General features: G+C 67.7%; 18 protein-coding genes. 3 read left to right on the forward strand and 15 right to left on the reverse strand.

The window, feature by feature from the left end; all coding sequences use genetic code 11:
• Position 1 precedes the first annotated feature (1 nt).
• From BLR24_RS25445 to BLR24_RS25495, 11 genes are all read right to left on the reverse strand, one after another.
• A complete protein-coding gene (locus BLR24_RS25445; RefSeq protein WP_093022550.1) occupies positions 2–712 on the reverse strand; it encodes a sulfite exporter TauE/SafE family protein in 711 nt (236 codons plus the stop codon).
• A 4-nt stretch (positions 713–716) separates the two neighbouring features.
• A complete protein-coding gene (gene hemN, locus BLR24_RS25450) occupies positions 717–2,138 on the reverse strand; it encodes an oxygen-independent coproporphyrinogen III oxidase (RefSeq protein ID WP_093022553.1) in 1,422 nt (473 codons plus the stop codon).
• Entirely contained in the window at positions 2,135–2,389 is a 255-nt protein-coding gene (locus BLR24_RS25455; protein WP_093022557.1) for a hypothetical protein, read from the reverse strand. The genes hemN and BLR24_RS25455 overlap by 4 nt, the downstream gene beginning before the upstream one ends.
• A complete protein-coding gene (locus BLR24_RS25460) occupies positions 2,386–2,682 on the reverse strand; it encodes a FixH family protein (protein WP_093022560.1) in 297 nt (98 codons plus the stop codon). Before BLR24_RS25460 ends, BLR24_RS25455 begins: the two co-directional genes overlap by 4 nt.
• Before the next feature lie 16 nt (positions 2,683–2,698).
• On the reverse strand, positions 2,699–4,159 hold the full coding sequence (gene ccoG, locus BLR24_RS25465) for a cytochrome c oxidase accessory protein CcoG (RefSeq protein WP_093022563.1): 1,461 nt from the start codon (positions 4,157–4,159) through the stop codon (positions 2,699–2,701).
• Between the two features lie 19 nt (positions 4,160–4,178).
• Complete coding sequence (ccoP, locus tag BLR24_RS25470) at positions 4,179–5,090, reverse strand: cytochrome-c oxidase, cbb3-type subunit III (RefSeq protein ID WP_093022566.1); 912 nt, start codon at positions 5,088–5,090, stop codon at positions 4,179–4,181.
• 16 nt (positions 5,091–5,106) lie between these two features.
• Entirely contained in the window at positions 5,107–5,244 is a 138-nt protein-coding gene (locus BLR24_RS25475) for a cbb3-type cytochrome oxidase subunit 3 (RefSeq protein ID WP_093022878.1), read from the reverse strand.
• 16 nt (positions 5,245–5,260) lie between these two features.
• Positions 5,261–5,893, reverse strand: a complete 633-nt coding sequence (ccoO, locus tag BLR24_RS25480) for a cytochrome-c oxidase, cbb3-type subunit II (RefSeq protein ID WP_093022569.1) — start codon at positions 5,891–5,893, stop codon at positions 5,261–5,263.
• A 9-nt stretch (positions 5,894–5,902) separates the two neighbouring features.
• A complete protein-coding gene (gene ccoN, locus BLR24_RS25485; protein WP_093022572.1) occupies positions 5,903–7,342 on the reverse strand; it encodes a cytochrome-c oxidase, cbb3-type subunit I in 1,440 nt (479 codons plus the stop codon).
• A gap of 65 nt (positions 7,343–7,407) precedes the next feature.
• Complete coding sequence (gene ccoS, locus BLR24_RS25490; protein WP_093022575.1) at positions 7,408–7,545, reverse strand: cbb3-type cytochrome oxidase assembly protein CcoS; 138 nt, start codon at positions 7,543–7,545, stop codon at positions 7,408–7,410.
• Positions 7,545–9,866 (reverse strand): heavy metal translocating P-type ATPase, encoded by a 2,322-nt coding sequence (locus BLR24_RS25495; RefSeq protein ID WP_093022578.1) that lies wholly within the window; start codon positions 9,864–9,866, stop codon positions 7,545–7,547. The genes ccoS and BLR24_RS25495 overlap by 1 nt, the downstream gene beginning before the upstream one ends.
• A 105-nt stretch (positions 9,867–9,971) precedes the next feature.
• Here BLR24_RS25495 and BLR24_RS25500 point away from each other — a divergent pair, with 105 nt between their 5' ends.
• Complete coding sequence (locus BLR24_RS25500) at positions 9,972–10,415, forward strand: universal stress protein (RefSeq protein ID WP_093022581.1); 444 nt, start codon at positions 9,972–9,974, stop codon at positions 10,413–10,415.
• Between the two features lie 20 nt (positions 10,416–10,435).
• Here the strand turns inward: BLR24_RS25500 and BLR24_RS25505 are convergent, their stop codons facing one another.
• Positions 10,436–11,428 carry an AraC family transcriptional regulator gene (locus BLR24_RS25505; RefSeq protein WP_055797189.1) on the reverse strand — a complete coding sequence of 331 codons (993 nt, stop codon included), beginning with the start codon at positions 11,426–11,428 and terminating at the stop codon, positions 10,436–10,438.
• A gap of 223 nt (positions 11,429–11,651) precedes the next feature.
• Here BLR24_RS25505 and BLR24_RS25510 point away from each other — a divergent pair, with 223 nt between their 5' ends.
• Complete coding sequence (locus tag BLR24_RS25510; RefSeq protein ID WP_093022584.1) at positions 11,652–12,701, forward strand: aldo/keto reductase; 1,050 nt, start codon at positions 11,652–11,654, stop codon at positions 12,699–12,701.
• Here the strand turns inward: BLR24_RS25510 and bioD are convergent.
• Genes bioD through bioA form a run of 3 tightly spaced genes read right to left on the reverse strand, consistent with a single transcriptional unit; the run spans position 12,684 to position 16,058 of the window.
• On the reverse strand, positions 12,684–13,433 hold the full coding sequence (gene bioD / locus BLR24_RS25515) for a dethiobiotin synthase (RefSeq protein ID WP_093022589.1): 750 nt from the start codon (positions 13,431–13,433) through the stop codon (positions 12,684–12,686). The two genes, BLR24_RS25510 and bioD, sit on opposite strands and share 18 nt — an antisense overlap.
• A complete protein-coding gene (gene bioF / locus BLR24_RS25520) occupies positions 13,430–14,662 on the reverse strand; it encodes an 8-amino-7-oxononanoate synthase (RefSeq protein WP_093022880.1) in 1,233 nt (410 codons plus the stop codon). The genes bioD and bioF overlap by 4 nt, the downstream gene beginning before the upstream one ends.
• Complete coding sequence (gene bioA / locus BLR24_RS25525; RefSeq protein ID WP_093022592.1) at positions 14,646–16,058, reverse strand: adenosylmethionine--8-amino-7-oxononanoate transaminase; 1,413 nt, start codon at positions 16,056–16,058, stop codon at positions 14,646–14,648. The genes bioF and bioA overlap by 17 nt, the downstream gene beginning before the upstream one ends.
• A gap of 434 nt (positions 16,059–16,492) precedes the next feature.
• Between bioA and BLR24_RS25535 the strand changes: the two genes are divergently transcribed.
• Positions 16,493–16,684: a hypothetical protein gene (locus tag BLR24_RS25535; RefSeq protein ID WP_093022597.1), complete on the forward strand. Its 192-nt coding sequence runs from the start codon at positions 16,493–16,495 to the stop codon at positions 16,682–16,684.
• The last annotated feature ends 15 nt before the right edge of the window (positions 16,685–16,699 follow it).

Raw genomic sequence — 16,699 nt, forward strand, 5'->3', positions numbered from 1 at the left:
TTCAGCGGCACCAGGCCTCGATCTGGTGGCCGATATCCAGCCAGAGCGCCTGCAGCGCCACGGCCGCAAGCAGTGCGCCAGCCAGGCGCGCGCCCCAGGCCTGCGGCCCACCGCCGCCGCTCCACCTGAGCTTCTGCCAGAGCCACGGCGCCAGCACCAGCGAAAGGCCGCTGCCGATGGCGAACAGCATCATCGCAAGTCCGCCCTGCAGCGGTCCGTTGCCGAGGCTGGCCAGCAGCAGCGCCGAGTAGAGCAGGCCGCACGGCATCGCGACCCACAGGGCACCGGTCGCAAGCACCCCGAGCGGCGAACCTCCGGCGAGCGGACGAAGCCGCGCCTCGAGCGTGCGGCCGATGCGCCGCGCCCACTGCGGCTGGCGGCCCGAAACGGCGAGGACCACGCCCCACGCGAACACGAACACATGCAGCAGCATCCAGAGCGGCCTGAGCGCGGCCACCTGCGTGCCGGCCTGGGCGAGGCTGTCGACGCTTGCGGCCGCAATGGCGCCTGCCGCGGCGTAGCTCGCGATACGGCCCAGGTGGAAGGCCGCCTGCGAAGAGAACGCCGTGCCGACTCCGGCAACCGCCGAGGCAGCGGCCGACACGGGCACGATGCGGATCACGGCGGCCGACGCCGCGCCGCACATGGCCACGCAGTGCGGCCCGCCCGCCAGGCCCATCAGCAACGCAGCAGTGGCCAGCCCGGTCTGCATGTTTTCAGACCACGCGCGAAAAACGGGTGCGGTTCTCGCGGCAGTACCGGTCGAACACCATGGCAATGGCGCGCACCACGAACCATCCCTGCGGCGTCACGTCGATGTCGTGGTCGGTCATCCGCACCAAGCCCTGTGCCACCAGCGGCCCGAGCGCCGCGAACTCGGTGGCGAAGTAGTGGCGAAAGTCGATCCGGTGCGCTTCGCTCATGGCGTCGAAATTGACGTGCCCCCTGCACATCAGGGCCATGATCACCGCACGCCGCAACACGTCGTCGCGCGAAAGCGCAAGCCCGCGGACCACGGGCAGCCGGCCCTGGTCGAGCAGGTCGTAGTACGCGTCGATGGTCTTCACGTTCTGGCTGTAGGTGGCACCGATGCGGCCGATGGCGGAAACACCGAGCGCCACCAGGTCGCCGTCGGGCTGGGTGCTGTAGCCCTGGAAGTCTCGATGCAGCCGCCCTTCCCGCTTGGCCACCGCAAGGGGGTCGTCCGGCAGTGCGAAATGGTCCATGCCGATGTAGACGTACCCGGCATCGGTGAGCGTGGCTACGGCGCGCGCGAGCATCTGCACCCGCGCCGCCGCATCGGGCAGCTCGTCCGCGGCGATGCGCCGCTGCGGCTTGAAGCGCTCGGGCAGGTGCGCGTAGGCATACAGCGCGATGCGGTCGGGCCGGAGTTCACAGATCTGCGCCATCGTGCGGTCGAACGACGCCTCGTTCTGGCGGGGCAAGCCATAGATCAGGTCGACGTTGATCGACTGGAAGCCCAGCGCGCGCGCCTCGGCCATCAGGTCGAACACCTGGTGCGCTGGCTGGATGCGGTGCACAGCCTTCTGTACGTCGGGATCGAAGTCCTGCACGCCGAAGCTCAGCCGGTTGAAGCCCAACGACGCCAGGTGCGCGAGCCGCGCAGCATCGACGGTGCGCGGATCGATCTCGATGGACTGCTCGCCGCCGGGAAGAAAGACAAAGGCCTCGTGCAGCATGGCAAGGAGCTGGCTCAGCTCGGCATCATTCAGGAACGTGGGCGTGCCGCCGCCCAGGTGCAGCTGGCTCACGGTGGTGCCGCGTCCGAGCTGCGCAACCTGGAGCCGGACTTCGCGCGCCAGATAGGCCAGGTATTGGGTGGCCTTCTCGTGATGCTTCGTCACGATCTTGTTGCAGGCGCAGTAGTAGCACAGCGATTCGCAGAACGGGATGTGCACGTACAGCGACAGCGGCGCCGCCGACGCGCCCGCATCGCGCCGGCCCTGCAGCGCCAGCGCGTAATCGTCGGCATCGAAGGCGTCCACGAAACGGTCGGCCGTCGGGTACGAGGTATAGCGCGGCCCCGCGACGTCGAACTGCCGCAGCAAGGCGGTCGACAGGGGCGCCGCGGCTGGAACGACGGGGCGGTCGAGAAAGGCGGTGGAAGTCGAGCTCATTGTGGAGGCCCGGGTTGATCGTCGCGGGACGGCGGCATGGCCAGGAGCGCGGTGAATGCGCTCGAAGCCGCCGCCATGGCCCAGAAAACAAAGAAGGCGACGGTGTAGACGCCCTGGCGCGGCATGCGGAGCGCGTCGCCACCCCAGTGCAGATCGGACGGATCGACCATCGCGAAGACCAGGATCTCGATGGCACAGGCCAGCAGGAAGGCCGGCCACAAGACCCCGATGAGCTGCCGCGACGAAGTCATGGCCTGGCCTCGCGGCGCGGCACCGGCACCGCCTCGTCGGGCGTGGTCGCATGGTTCCGGCCGGTGACGGCGGGCATCAGTGCCTTGTCCGCCAAGGTCTTGTTGATTTCGACGCCGCGTCGGTAATAGTCTTGCGACACCAGCGGATCCTGGCTTCCCCAGGCAACCCAGAAGGTCACGAAGCTCGCGACCACCACCAGCGCGGGCCCCGCAATCACCATCCAGAGCAGCGGATAGCGCCACCATGGTTTGTTGCCCGCCGTCTCCGTCCAATTGTTCTTTGTCGCCTTCATTTTTTGATTCCTTGCTTCAACGCGGCACCAGGAAGACCGCTTTCTCGGACACCTGCACGCCGCCCTCTTCGTCCCGGATGTCGAAGTGCACCGTGTGCGAGCCGGACGGCACCACGCCGTAGGGCACCTGCAGGCGCACGGCAACCCAGCGCGACTGGGCCGCATCGATCGTGACGCGCTCGTCGGGCGAGACGCTCAGTCCTTCGATGCCGTGCGCGGCAATGCGGTAGTGGCGCGCCTCCTCGGTGGCATTCATGATCTGCAGGCGGTAGACGTTCTCCAGCCGCCCGCCCTCGACGATGCGAGCCAGCGACGCGCGGTCGCGCACCACGTCGACCTTCAGCGGCGTGCGCGCGACGAGGCTGGCCAGGAGTCCCGCCACCAGCAGCGCCAGGATGGCGGTGTAGACCAGCACTCGCGGGCGCAGCACGCGGTGCAGCAGCTGGCGGCGCGTCCATCCGGCCTCCATGCCGTTCTGTGTGTCGTAGCGGATGAGCCGCGGCGCATAGGCCATCTTCTGCATCACCGTGTCGCAGGCGTCCACGCAAAGTCCACAGCCGATGCATTCGTATTGCAACCCCTCGCGGATGTCGATGCCCGTCGGGCACACCTGCACGCAGAGCCCGCAGTCGATGCAGTCGCCCAGCGCCATGCTGCGCGGATCGAGACCCTTGCGCCTGGGCGCGCGCGGCTCGCCGCGCTTCGGGTCGTAGGTGACGATGAGCGTGTCGCGGTCGAACATGGCGCTCTGGAAGCGCGCATACGGGCACATGTACTTGCAGACCTGCTCGCGCATGAAGCCCGCATTGCCGTAGGTCGCAAAACCGTAGAAGAAAACCCAGAAAACTTCCCACGAGCCCATGCGAGTCTGGAGGAACGCCAAGCCCAGGTCGCGAATGGGCGTGAAGTAGCCCACGAAGGTGAAGCCAGTCCACAGCGCGATGCCTATCCACACCAGGTGCTTGAACCACTTCTTCACCAGCTTCTCGAGCGACATGGGTTCGGCGTCGAGCCGCATGCGCGCCGTGCGGTTGCCTTCGATCTTGTGCTCCACCCACATGAAGATCTCGGTGTAGACCGTCTGCGGACAGGCGAAGCCGCACCACAGCCGCCCGGCCACGGCGGTGAAGAGAAAGAGCGCCAGAGCACTGACCACCAGCAGGCCCGACAGGTAGATCAGGTCCTGCGGGTACAGCACCAGGCCGAAGATGTAGAAGCGCCGCGCAGCCAGGTCGAACAGCACCAGCTGCCGCTCGCCCCACTCCGCCCACGGCAGGCCATAGAACACCAGCTGGGTCAGGAACACCATGGCCCAGCGCCAGCGCGCGAACATGCCGCGCACGGTGCGCGGGTAGATCTTCTTCGTGGCCTCATACAAGCCGACCGAGTCGCTTTCCACCGGAACGATCGGAATGATCTTGCGCGCGGCGGAGCTGGCAGCCGGTGCCGATGCAGGAACGGGGGCGGGTGAATCCATGATGAGACAGCCGCGGAAGTCAGGGCCCCGTGACGGGGTTCGAAAGGCCCCACACGTAGGAAGCGAGCAGCTTGATCTGCGCCTCGGTGAGGCGGCCTTCCTGCGCCGGCATTTCGCTGTGCTTGCCGGCGTTGACGATCTGCACAATGGCGCCTTCGCCATAGCCGTGCAGCCAGACCTTGTCGGCGAGGTTGGGCGCACCCACGGCCTGGTTGCCGACGCCGCCGATGCCGTGGCAGGCGGCGCACACCGTGAACTTGGACTTGCCGAGGCCAGCGCGCACCGAGTCGTGCGGCGCACCGGAAAGGCTCAACACGTAGTTGGCCAGGTTCTTCACCTCTTCCTGCGTGCCGACCGCCGCCGCCATGGGCGGCATCACGCCGGTGCGGCCCTTGGTGATGGTCTCGGCGATCTTCTCGGGTGCGCCGCCGTGCAGCCAGTCCTTGTCGGTCAGGTTGGGAAAGCCCTTGCTGCCGCGCGCGTCGGAGCCGTGGCACTGGGAGCAGTTGTTCATGAACAGCCGTTCGCCGATGGCCATGGCCTTGGGTTCGCGTGCGACGTCCTCCATCGGCATGGCGGCAAAGCTCGCGTAGACCGGCGCCAGCGCCTGGTTGGCCTTGTCGACTTCGGTGTCGTACTCGCTCCTGGTGCTCCAGTTCGCCTGTCCGCTGAAACTGCCCAGGCCCGGAAAGACCACGAGGTAGCCGACCGAGAAAAAGATGGTCATCACGAACAGGCCGACCCACCACAGGGGCAGCGGGTTGTTGGATTCGCGCAGGTCCTCGTCCCAGACGTGGCCGGTGGTGTTGTCCGCATCCGACGCCACGCGCTTGCGGGCCGTGAGCCAGAGCAGCAGCATGCATCCGAGGATGCTCAGCACCGTGCCGGCCGCAACGTAGTTGGACCAGAAGTTGTTGACGAAATCGCTCATCGTGGGCCCCTCTTCTTCAGTCTTGCTCGAACGGCAGGCGGGCGGCTTCGTCGAAGCGCGCGGCGTTGCGGCGGGCAAAGGCCCAGCCCACGATGCCGAGGAAAAGCGCAAAGCAAAGCACGGTGGCGGCAACGCGCAGGGTGGTGAGGTCGATCATGGTCGGGTGCTCCTTACTTGAGCGCGAGGCCCAGCGATTGCAGATATGCCACCGTCGCGTCCAGCTCGGTCTTGCCGCGAACGTCTTCGGCCGCGCGGGCGATTTCTTCGTCCGAATACGGCACGCCGACCTGGCGCAGCGCGCGCATGCGACGCGGAATGGCGTCGGCGTCGACCACGTTCTTCTCGAGCCACGAATAGGCCGGCATGTTCGACTCGGGCACCAGGTCGCGCGGGTTGTTCAAGTGGATGCGCTGCCACTCGTCGCTGTACTTGCCGCCCACGCGGTGCAGGTCGGGCCCGGTGCGCTTGCTGCCCCACTGAAAGGGGTGGTCGTAGACGAACTCGCCCGCCACCGAATAGTGGCCGTAGCGCAGCGTCTCCGAGCGAAAAGGCCGGATCATCTGCGAGTGGCAGTTGTAGCAACCCTCGCGCAGGTAGACGTCGCGGCCGGCGAGCTGCAGCGCGGTGTTCGGCTTCAAGCCCTGGATGGGCTCGGTGGTCGACTTCTGGAAGAACAGCGGCACGATCTCGACCATGCCGCCGATGGCGATCACCACGAGGATCAGCACGATCATCAGCAGGTTGTTGGTCTCCACCTTCTCGTGGGTGAAGCCGCTGCTCTTTTGTTCAGGGTTCGGGTTCATGCGGGTTCCTCAGGCGTGGGCAGTGGCAACGGGCGGAATCGACGCCGGAACCGAACGCCCGGAGATCGCGGTCATCCACACGTTCCAGGCCATCACCAGCATGCCGCCCAGGTACAGCAGGCCGCCGGCCAGCCGCACCACGTAGAACGGGAAGGTGGCCTTTACGCTCTCCACGAAGGTGTAGGTGAGCGTGCCGTCGGGGTTGATGGCGCGCCACATCAGGCCCTGCATGACACCGGCGATCCACATGGCGGCGATGTACAGCACGATGCCGATGGTGGCGATCCAGAAGTGCGCATCGATGGCCTTCACGCTGTACATCTCCGTGCGGCCGTACGTGCGCGGGATCAGGTAGTAGAGCGATCCCATGGTGATGAAGCCCACCCAGCCGAGCGCGCCGGCATGCACGTGGCCGACGGTCCAGTCGGTGTAGTGGCTCAGGGCGTTGACGGTCTTGATGGACATCATGGGTCCCTCGAAGGTCGCCATGCCGTAGAACGACAGCGCCACGATCAGGAAGCGCAGGATCGGGTCGGTGCGCAGCTTGTGCCAGGCGCCCGAGAGCGTCATCACGCCGTTGATCATTCCGCCCCAGCTCGGCGCCAGCAGGATCAGCGAGAACACCATGCCCAGCGACTGCGTCCAGTCCGGCAGCGCCGTGTAGTGCAGGTGGTGCGGGCCGGCCCACATGTAGGTGAAGATCAGCGCCCAGAAGTGGACGATGGAGAGCCGGTACGAATACACCGGCCGGCCGGCCTGCTTGGGGATGTAGTAGTACATCATTCCGAGGAAGCCCGCGGTGAGGAAGAAGCCCACCGCGTTGTGGCCGTACCACCACTGCACCATGGCGTCCTGCACGCCCGCATAGGCCGAATAGCTCTTCATCCAGCCGGCAGGAATCTCGGCGCTGTTGACGATGTGCAGCAAGGCCACGGCGATGATGAACGCGCCGAAGAACCAGTTCGCAACGTAGATGTGGCGCACCTTGCGAACGCCGATGGTGCCGAAGAACACGACCGCATAGGACACCCACACCGCCGCGATGAGGATGTCGATCGGCCATTCGAGTTCGGCGTATTCCTTGCCCGTGGTGTAGCCCAGCGGCAGGCTGATGGCGGCGGCCACGATCACGGCCTGCCAGCCCCAGAACACGAATGACGCGAGCGCCGGCGCGAACAACCGGACCTGGCAGGTGCGCTGCACCACGTGAAAGCTGGTGGCCATGAGCGCGCAGCCGCCGAACGCGAAGATCACCGCGTTGGTGTGCAGCGGCCGCAGGCGACCGTAGCTGAGCCATGGAATGCCAAGGTTGAGTTCGGGCCATGTCAGCTGCGAGGCGATGATCACGCCGACGAGCATGCCGACCACGCCCCAGACGACGGACATGAGGGCGAACTGCCTGACGACGGTATCGTCGTAAGCCGCTGCGGGAGGATTGGGTTCTTGCATCGTGCTGCCTCTTGATGGACTGCAGCCAGTGTCCCCGCGCACCCCTCGGGCCGGTTTGATGCAGATCAATCGTGACGCAGGATCCGGTCGCCTTCGATCTCGATGTCGTCGAATTGCCCACGCTCGATGGCCCACCACAGACCGCCCAGGATGGCGAGCACCAGCACGACCGACAGCGGGATCAGGAGAAAGAGGATGTCCATCAGCGAACCGCCCTGCTCCCGGTGTCCCCGGCCGCGAGCCGCGCCGCGTTGAGCACCACCACCAGCGAGCTCGCAGCCATGCCCAGGCCCGCGAGCCACGCGGGCAGCCACCCAGCAATGGCCAGCGGCACGCACAGCGCGTTGTAGCCTGCCGCCCATGCGAGGTTCTGCCGCACCACGCGCAGCGTTCGTTTGGCCTGGGCAATGGTGCGCGGAATGGACGCGAGCGCATCGCCGAGCACGACGAAGTCGGCCCGCGCACGCGAGAGCGGCACCGCGCGGCCGAAGGCGAAAGAAGCATTCGCGCGCGCCAGCGAAGGACCGTCGTTGAGGCCGTCGCCCACCATCGCCACCTGCCGGCCTTCGGCCTGCAGCCGCCACAGCACCTCCAGCTTGTCCTCGGGCGTGCAGCCGCCCTGTGCAAAGGCAATGCCGGCGCTCGCGGCGATCTCGCGGGCCGCGCTGTCACGGTCACCGGAAAGCAGGCGCACCGTGATGCCTTCGCCCTGCAGCGCCGCCACCGCGGCGGCGGCGTCCGGGCGCAGTTCCTCGGCGAGCACGAAGCTCGCGAGCCAGCCCTCTTCGTCGCTCAAATGAACCTGCGGCGACTCGACCTGCAGCGGCGGCACCTTGCAGTGGCTTGCCGAGCCCAGCCGCACGCGCCGGGCGAGTCCGTCGGCACTCGCGCTTCGGCGCAGCAGGCCTTCGAGGCCGAGGCCCGCCAGCTCGGCGGGCTGCGTCACTTCCCATGCGGGCGGCGAGCGGAACTGGGCATTCCATGCGTTCACCAGCGCGCGGGCACCGGGATGCAGCGAATGCGCGCCGAGCGCGGCGCCAATCTCCAGCGCATCGCCGGGGCGAAGGCCCTGCCGGCAATACACGCGCTCAAGTCGCGGCGTGTCGCCGGTCAGCGTGCCCGTCTTGTCGAACACCACCGTATCGACCGAGGCCAGCGCCTCCAGCGCCTGCAGGTTCGAGGTCAGCACACCGCCGCGCGCCAACGCTCCGGCGCTCGCGAGCATGGCGGCCGGCGTGGCAAGCGAGAGCGCGCAGGGGCAGGTCACGATCAGTACCGCCACCGCCACCATCAGGGCCTTGCCCGAATCGGCATGCCACCAGAAAGCTGCGGCCCCGGCGGCCGAGGCCAGCACGAGGATGAGGAACGGCCGTGCGATCCGGTCCGCCAGCTGGGCCAGGCGCGGCTTGCTCAGCGCAGCGCTTTCCATCAGCCGCACGATCTGTGCGAAGCGCGTGCCCTCGCCCACCGATTCGATGCGCACCTGCACCGTGGCCGAGAGGTTGTGGCTGCCCGCCAGCACGCGCTCGCCGCGCGCACGCGGCACGGGGCGGGATTCGCCGGTGAGCAGCGCCTCGTCGGTGCTGGTGCCGCCGTCGATCAGCACGCCGTCGGCTGGAAATGCCTCGCCGGGGCGCACCCGCACCACGTCGCCCGCGGCCAGGCGGCGCACTGCCACGCGCTGCCAGCCGCCATCGGCTTCCAGGAGTTCGATGCTGTCGGGCAAGCGGTTCATCACGGCCTCGAGCGAGCCTGCCGTGCGGTCCCTCAGCCGCGCCTCGAGCCAGCGGCCCGTGAGGAGGAAGAACACGAACATGGTCAGCGAGTCGAAATACACCTCGCGGCCGAGCACCCCCGCGCCGTCGAAAGTGGCCGCGCTGCTGACCGCGAAGGCAATGGCGATGCCGAAGGCCACCGGCAGATCCATGCCGATGCGCCCGTTGCGCAGGTCACGCCATGCGCTGCGGAAGAACGGGCCGCACGAAAAGAAAAGCACCGGCAGCGTGAGCACCCACGAGGCCCAGCGAAGCAACTGCGCCGCGTCCGCCGTCATCTCGCCGGGCTGCGCGATGTAGGCCGGGTAGGCGTACATCATCACCTGCATCATGCAGAAGCCCGACACCAGCCAGCGCCACAAGGCAAGCCGCAGTTCGCGCGAGCGGCGCTCGCGCGCGGAACTGTCCGCGGCCGGCACCAGCCGATAACCCGCGGCCTCGGAGGCCTCGAACCAGCGGGAGGGCCGCGTCTGTACGGCGGACCACACCACGCGCGCACGCTGGCTCGCGGCGTTGACCTGCACTTCGAGCACGCCGGGCACGTGCAGCAGCGCCGTTTCCACGGTGAGGCCGCAGGCCGCGCAATGCATGCCTTCCACGGCCACCTGCGACTCCCATCGCCCGGCGGCTTCGTCGAGCGCGCGGCCAAACGCAGTCCATTCGGAGGGATCATCGAGCACCTGCCACTCCTCACGGGGTGCCCGTGGGAGCGCAGCGGCCGGGGAGAAAGGGGCGAGCGCAGCTTGCATCGGGCAAGGCTAAGGGCCGGGGCCGGGCTCTTGTTTGATCTGCATCAAGGGGCGCGCGGGGCAACGTGCCTAAGCTGGCTGCACATTTCCTCCGAAGAGAACACCATGTTCAAGCGCATCCTCGTGGCCACCGACGGCTCCACGCTTTCCAAGAAAGCCGTCACCAGCGCCATCGCCATCGCGGCCCGGAACGAGGCCGACCTGGTGGCGCTCACCGTGGTGCCGCGCTACCCGAAGAGCTACTTCGACGGCGCCATGTCCTTTTCGCCCGAAGACATCGCGCGGGTGGAAAAGCAGTGGGCCGACAAGGCGCAGGGCATGTTGGATGCGGTGGAGACGCGCGCTGCCGCGAGCGGCGTGCCGCTGAAGACGGCCATCGCCAACTCGGATCTGGTGGCCGAGTCGATCGTCGCCACGGCGAAGAAGCACAAGTGCGACCTGATCGTGATGGCCTCGCACGGCCGCAAGGGCATCAAGCGGCTGCTGCTGGGCAGCGAGACGCAGCACGTGCTGACGCACTCCACGCTGCCGGTGCTCGTGCTGCGGTAGGCCGCAGCAAAGGCTTTCCCTCAGGCGGCCTGCACCGAGGCGTCGCCGAGCGCGTCGTTCTGCGCTTCGCTGAGCCAGCGCCGCTTGTCGCGCAGCGGCGGCGCGCCGAACATGCGGCTGTACTCGCGGGCGAACTGCGACGGGCTTTCATAGCCCACGCTGTGCGCCGCGCTCGCCACGTCCACGCCCGCCATCAGCATCTGGCGGCGCGCCTCCTGCAGCCGCAGCTGCTTCTGGTATTGCAGCGGGCTCATGGCCGTCACGGCCTTGAAATGATGGTGGAACGACGACACGCTCATGTGCACCGCGCGCGCCATGTCCTCGATGCGCAGCGACTGCGCATAGTTGACGCGCAGCGCGCTGATGGCCTTGGCCACGCGCTGGGTGTGGCTATCCTGCAGCGCGATCTGGCGCAGCCGCGCGCCCTCCCCGTTCACCAGCAAACGGTACATGATCTCGCGCTTGATGAGCGGCGCCATGATCGGCACGTCTTCCGGCGTCTCGGCCAGCCGCAGCAGCCGCAGCACCGGCTCCAGCACCGGCATGGCGATGCGGTTGACGTACATGCCGCGCGACGCGGGCGCGTTGGCCTTGGCGGGCAGCTTCTCGTCGCCGATGAGTTCGCCGATGTCGTCGATCGCAAGCTCAAGCCGCACGCCGAGATAGGGTTCGTTGTCGCTCGTCAGGCGAACCTGACCGCACACCGGCAGGTCGACCGAGGTCACCAGGTAGTGCATCGGGTCGTACACATAGATGTCGTCGCCCACGATGATCCGCTTGGAACCCTGCGCAATGAGCCCGAGCGCCGGCGTCGCAAAGGCGTGCTTGGGCCCGTCGGGCTTGCTGATGCAGAACACCTGCAGGCCGGCCACCGGCGTTTCCACTGTGCCGTCCTGGCCGCGCGTGATGCGGTTGATCAGCGCGACCAGTTCCTTCCTGGCTTCGTCGAGTTGCGGGTCCAGCGGCATCGGCTGGGCAATGGCGGCAGCGATTTCGGGTGTTTCGTCGGACATGTTCAGGGCTTTGTCTGGGGGTGATTCACGGCGCCGCGGCGGCGCGGAGGATCGGGTGGTTCAAAGCTTAGCGCCGCATCCGCGAATCTGCACGGGCCCGGACGGAGGTCTGGAGAAATAGGCAAAGACTTTGCAGGAACGCGCTGGCCGCCCGGCCGCCGCCGGCCGGATACTTTTGCCAGGCCCTTCGGGGAATCTCCACCACTCAGCAAAGGAATGCGAGATGCAATACCGCAAATTCGGCCGCACCGGCCTGTTCGTTTCCGAGCTCTGCCTCGGCACCATGACCTTCGGCGGCGCCAGCGGCATCTGGGGACACATCGGCAACCTCCAGCAGTCCGAGGCGGAAAGCCTGGTGGGCCGTGCGCTGGACGCCGGCATCAACTTCATCGACACCGCCGACGTGTACTCCGACGGGCTTTCGGAAACCATCACCGGCCAGGCGCTGAAGAACCTCAAGGTGCCGCGCGAGAACGTGGTGGTCGCCACCAAGGTGCTGGGCGAAACCGGCAAGAGCCCCAATTCGGCCGGCGCCTCGCGCTATCACATCATGGACGGGGTGAAAGCCAGCCTGAAGCGCCTGCAGCTGGACCACATCGACCTGTACCAGATCCACGGCTTCGACCCGGTGACGCCCATCGAGGAAACCGTGCGCGCGCTGGACAACCTGGTGCAGCAGGGCCACGTGCGCTACGTGGGCGTTTCGAACTGGGCCGCCTGGCAGATCATGAAGGCACTGGGCATCGCCGAGCGGCAAGGGCTCGCGCGCTTCGAGTCGCTGCAGGCCTACTACACCATCGCGGGCCGCGACCTGGAGCGCGAATTGGCGCCCATGCTGCAGAGCGAAAACGTGGGCCTGATGGTCTGGAGTCCGTTGGCGGGCGGCTTGCTTAGTGGCAAATACGGACGCGACGGCGAAGCCGAGAAAGGCAGCCGCCGCACCACCTTCGACTTTCCGCCCGTGAATGTCGAGCGCGCCTACGACTGCATCGACGTGATGCGCCAGCTGGCCGAGGCGCGCAAAGTTTCGGTGGCGCAGATCGCGCTGGCATGGCTGCTGCACCAGCAGGTAGTGACCAGCGTGATCGTGGGCGCCAAGCGCGTCGAGCAGCTGGACGACAACATCGCCGCCACGGCCATCCGGCTCGATGCGAGCGAGCTGGACGCGCTCGACAAGGTCAGCGCCCTGCCCTCCGAATACCCCGGCTGGATGCTCGAGCGCCAGGGCGGCGCACGGGCCAAGCGCCTGGCTGAATCAGGCCAGCGCGGCTGAGCGTTGCCGCGCGGCGTGGGCCGCGGTGGCGCGCAATGCGCGCAGATCGAGGTGCGGCGCCGCGCTTGCCGCAGAGGGCTTGGCAAGGTGCGGCACCACGCCGAGCAGGGGCGCACCGAGCCGGGCGCGCAGGGTCTGCAGGTTGGCCTCGGGCGACAGCATGCCCGGTTCGATGACGCTTGCGATCCATCCCGCCAGCACGAGGCCGCGCGCGCGAATCGCTTCCGCCGTAAGCAGCGCGTGGTTCAGGCAGCCGAGCCTGAGGCCGACCACGAGGATCACCGGCAGGCCCAGCGCGACGGCCAGATCGGCGCTGTCGAGGTCGTCGCCGAACGGCACGCAGAACCCGCCCACGCCTTCGACCACCACCGCGTCGGCGCACTGGGACAAAGATGCAAAGGCCGACAGCAGCGGTGGCAACTCGATGCGCACGCCCTCCTCCCGCGCGGCCAGGTGCGGCGACATCGGCGCGCGCAGCAGGTAGGTGCAGCGCAAGGCCAACGGCACATCGACATTGCCGGCCGCGCGCAACTGCTCGACGTCTTCGTTGCACCACGCACCATCGACCAGCTCCAGGCCAGCGGCCACCGGCTTCATGCCGACCGACCGCAGGCCCGAGGCGGCCAGCAGACTCAGCATCGCGCTGCTGGCCAGCGTCTTGCCGACGCCGGTGTCGGTGCCCGTGACGAACCAGCGGCGGTGCGTCATTGGTGCACCCGGCGCGGCGCTCATGCTGCCTCCTTCCAAGGCTCTTCCAGCGCGTCGCCCAAGGCGTCCAGCAGCCGTGCCACGTCGGCCTCGCTGTGGCTGGCCGACAGCGTGATCCGCAGCCGCGCGGTGCCGGCGGGCACGGTCGGCGGGCGGATCGCACCGACACGCAAACCATGCGCATCGAGCTGTGCCATGGTCTGCATCGCGCGCGCGTTGTCGCCGACGATCAGCGGCTGGATCGCGGTGGGCGAATCCGGCAGCCAGGCGCTGCCGTCCGGCGGCAGGAGCGCCTCGAGGCCCCGACGCAGCTGCCCGATGCGCGCCTGCAATTGGGCGCGGCGTTGCTTGCCTTCTTCGCCTTCGATCAGCGTAAGGCTCGCGAGCAGCGCATGCGCGATGGCCGGCGGCGCGGCGGTGGTGAAGATGTAGGGCCGCGCCCGCTGCACGAGATAGTCGATGACGGTGCGGTGCGCCGCCACGAAAGCGCCCGACACCCCGGCCGCCTTACCGAGCGTGCCGATGAGCACCAGCCGCTCCGATCGCAGGCCCATGGCCTGCAGCACGCCCCGGCCCGTGGAGCCGAGCACGCCGAAGCCGTGCGCGTCGTCCAGCACGAGCCAGGCGTCATGCCGCTCCGCCAGCGCGAGCAGTTCGGCAACCGGCGCAATATTGCCGTCCATGCTGAAGACCGCATCGCTCACGATCAGCTTGACCGGCGCGTCGCAGGCGCCGAGCTGCGCATCGAGCGCGGCCACGTCGCAGTGCGGATAGCGCTCGACCCGCGCCTTGGCCAGCCGCGCACCGTCGATCAGCGACGCATGGTTGAGCGACTCGGAAAAAATCACCGCCTCGGCACCGCCCAGCGCCGACAGCACCGCGAGGTTGGCCATGTAGCCGGTGCAGAAGAACAGGCTTTGCGCCTCCGGGATGTGCGGCGCCATCCAGTCGGCCAGCCGCTCCTCGAGTTCGGCGTGTGCGCGCGAGTGGCCGAGGATCAGGTGCGAGCCGCCGCTGCCCGTGCCATAGCGTGCCGCGCCCTCGGCCAGCGCGGCGGCCAGCGCCGGATGCGCGGCGAGGCCGAGGTAGTCGTTGCTGCTGAAGCCGAGCATGGTGCGCGGTGCCGCCGCGCCGGCCAGCGTCAGGGATTGCTCGGGTGCGCAGGCCGTTTCGGCGACCTGCCGGCGGCGGCGCAGCGACTTCACGTCGAGAGCCGTGATCTCTTCCTGCAGGCGTTCAAGCAAGCGCGACATCGCGGCCTCCTTCTGCGTGGGCTGCGTGGTCTGCGTGGGTGGGCGCAACCACCGCTTCCAACGTGGCCAGCGTGCCATCGACCAGCAGGTCGATTTCCTCGTCGCCGATCACATAGGGCGGCATGAGGTAGACCGTCGTACCAATCGGGCGCATCAGCAGTCCGTTCGCGCGTGCGGCCAGGTGAAAGCGCTCAGCAAATCGCGCACCGGGCTCGCGCACGTCGAAGGCGGTGATCATTCCGCACTGGCGCAGGTGATCGACGGGCATGCCGCGCAGCCCCTCGCGCAGCCGACCGATCAGCCGTTCGGCACGCGCGAGGTTGCGCCGCAGCGCGTCTTCGCGCTCGAACAGGTCGAGCGTCGCCAGCGCCGCGCGGCAGGCCAGTGCGTTGCCGGTATAGGAATGGGAATGCAGGAAGCTGCGCGCCACGTCGTCGTCGACGAAGCCTTCGTAGATCGCGTCGCGCGTCATCACCAGCGCAAGGGGCAGGTAGCCGCCGCTGATGCCCTTGGAGAGACAAAGAAAGTCGGGCCAGATGCCGGCCTGCTCGCACGCGAAGAAAGTGCCGGTGCGACCGCAGCCCACTGCGATCTCGTCGGCGATGAGGTGCACCTCGTAGCGGTCGCACAGCGCGCGCACGAGGCGCAGGTATTCGGGGTCGTGCATTGCCATGCCGGTGGCGCATTGCACCAGCGGCTCGACGATCACGGCGGCGATCGTTGCATGCCGCTCGGCCAGCAACGCCTCGAGTTCGGCGGCGGCGCGCCGCGCCACGTCGGCTGCGTGCTCGCCCGGTCGTGCGGCCCGCGCGTCGGGCGATTCGACGAGGTGCGCATTTGCGAGCAACGGTGCGTAAGCGTCGCGGAACACCGGCACGTCGGTCACATGCAGCGCGCCGAGTGTTTCGCCGTGGTAGCCGCGCCGCACGGCGACGAAGTTCTGCTTGCCGCTGCGCCCCGCATTGCGCCACGCGTGAAAGCTCATCTTCAGCGCGATCTCCACGGCCGAGGCGCCATCGGAGGCATAGAAGCAATGGCCCAGCGCACGGCCGGTCAGCGCGGCGAGCCGCTCGGCCAACTCGACGGCTGGCGCATGCGTGCATCCGGCGAGCATCACGTGCGAGAGTTTGTCGAGCTGGTCCTTCAGCGCCGCATTGATGGCCGGATGCGCATGGCCGAAGAGATTGACCCACCACGAGCTCGTCGCATCGAGATAGCGGCGGCCGTCGTGGTCGAACAGCCAGACGCCCTCGCCCCGTGCAATGGGCAATGGCGGCACCGCCTCGAGCCGGATGCTCTGCGTGCACGGATGCCAGACATGGCGGCGGCTGCGCTGCTGCCAGGCGGCGTTTTTCGACGGTGCGAGCGTCGAGGGAGAAGCAATCGTTGGCGGCATTCGCGCATTCCTTTTGGGGCAAGGCGCGGGATCGTATCGGCGCAAATGCGGCGCGGCAAACCGCCGGATCGTGCATTGAAAGGACCGCACTTGAACGACGTTGGCCGGTGTAGGCAGAACGTTCAGATCAACCCCGTGCAACTGAGCTGTTTCGTGCGCGAGGGCCACCTCGTGAGGGACATGCAAGTTGTCTTGCAGGCGATAAAGATAGCGGCGGAATATCGAGTTCTCACACGTCAAGGAGTGTCATTCTTGTTATCAGACATGCGGATGGCCGATCTCGAATATTGACAAATGCCTGGTCCCCACGGGACCTACCCGACCTTGCAACGGCGCGAGGCTGGGACGACGCCTGCCGTGGGTCTATTCCCACACCCGCGGCCCTGTGCTGCGCCGACAAATGAATGTCCATTCATTCTTTCGAAGGAGCACCTATGTCCAAGACGAACCCCAACACGCCCGACGAGCGCGGTTCGTTGCCTCCCCAGCAGCACAACAAGGCGGGCCATCAGAGCCCCACGCCGCGCAACGAGCCACGCCGGACCGTGGAGAGCCGTCATGACCGCGAAGGCCATGTCGGCAGCAGCAACCAGAGCCAGGCCCGGCGGGGCGGCTCCAACCACTGACCGCGGGACAGCTTG

It is taken from the genome of Variovorax sp. OV700 (assembly GCF_900099805.1).
Classification (GTDB): domain Bacteria; phylum Pseudomonadota; class Gammaproteobacteria; order Burkholderiales; family Burkholderiaceae_C; genus Variovorax.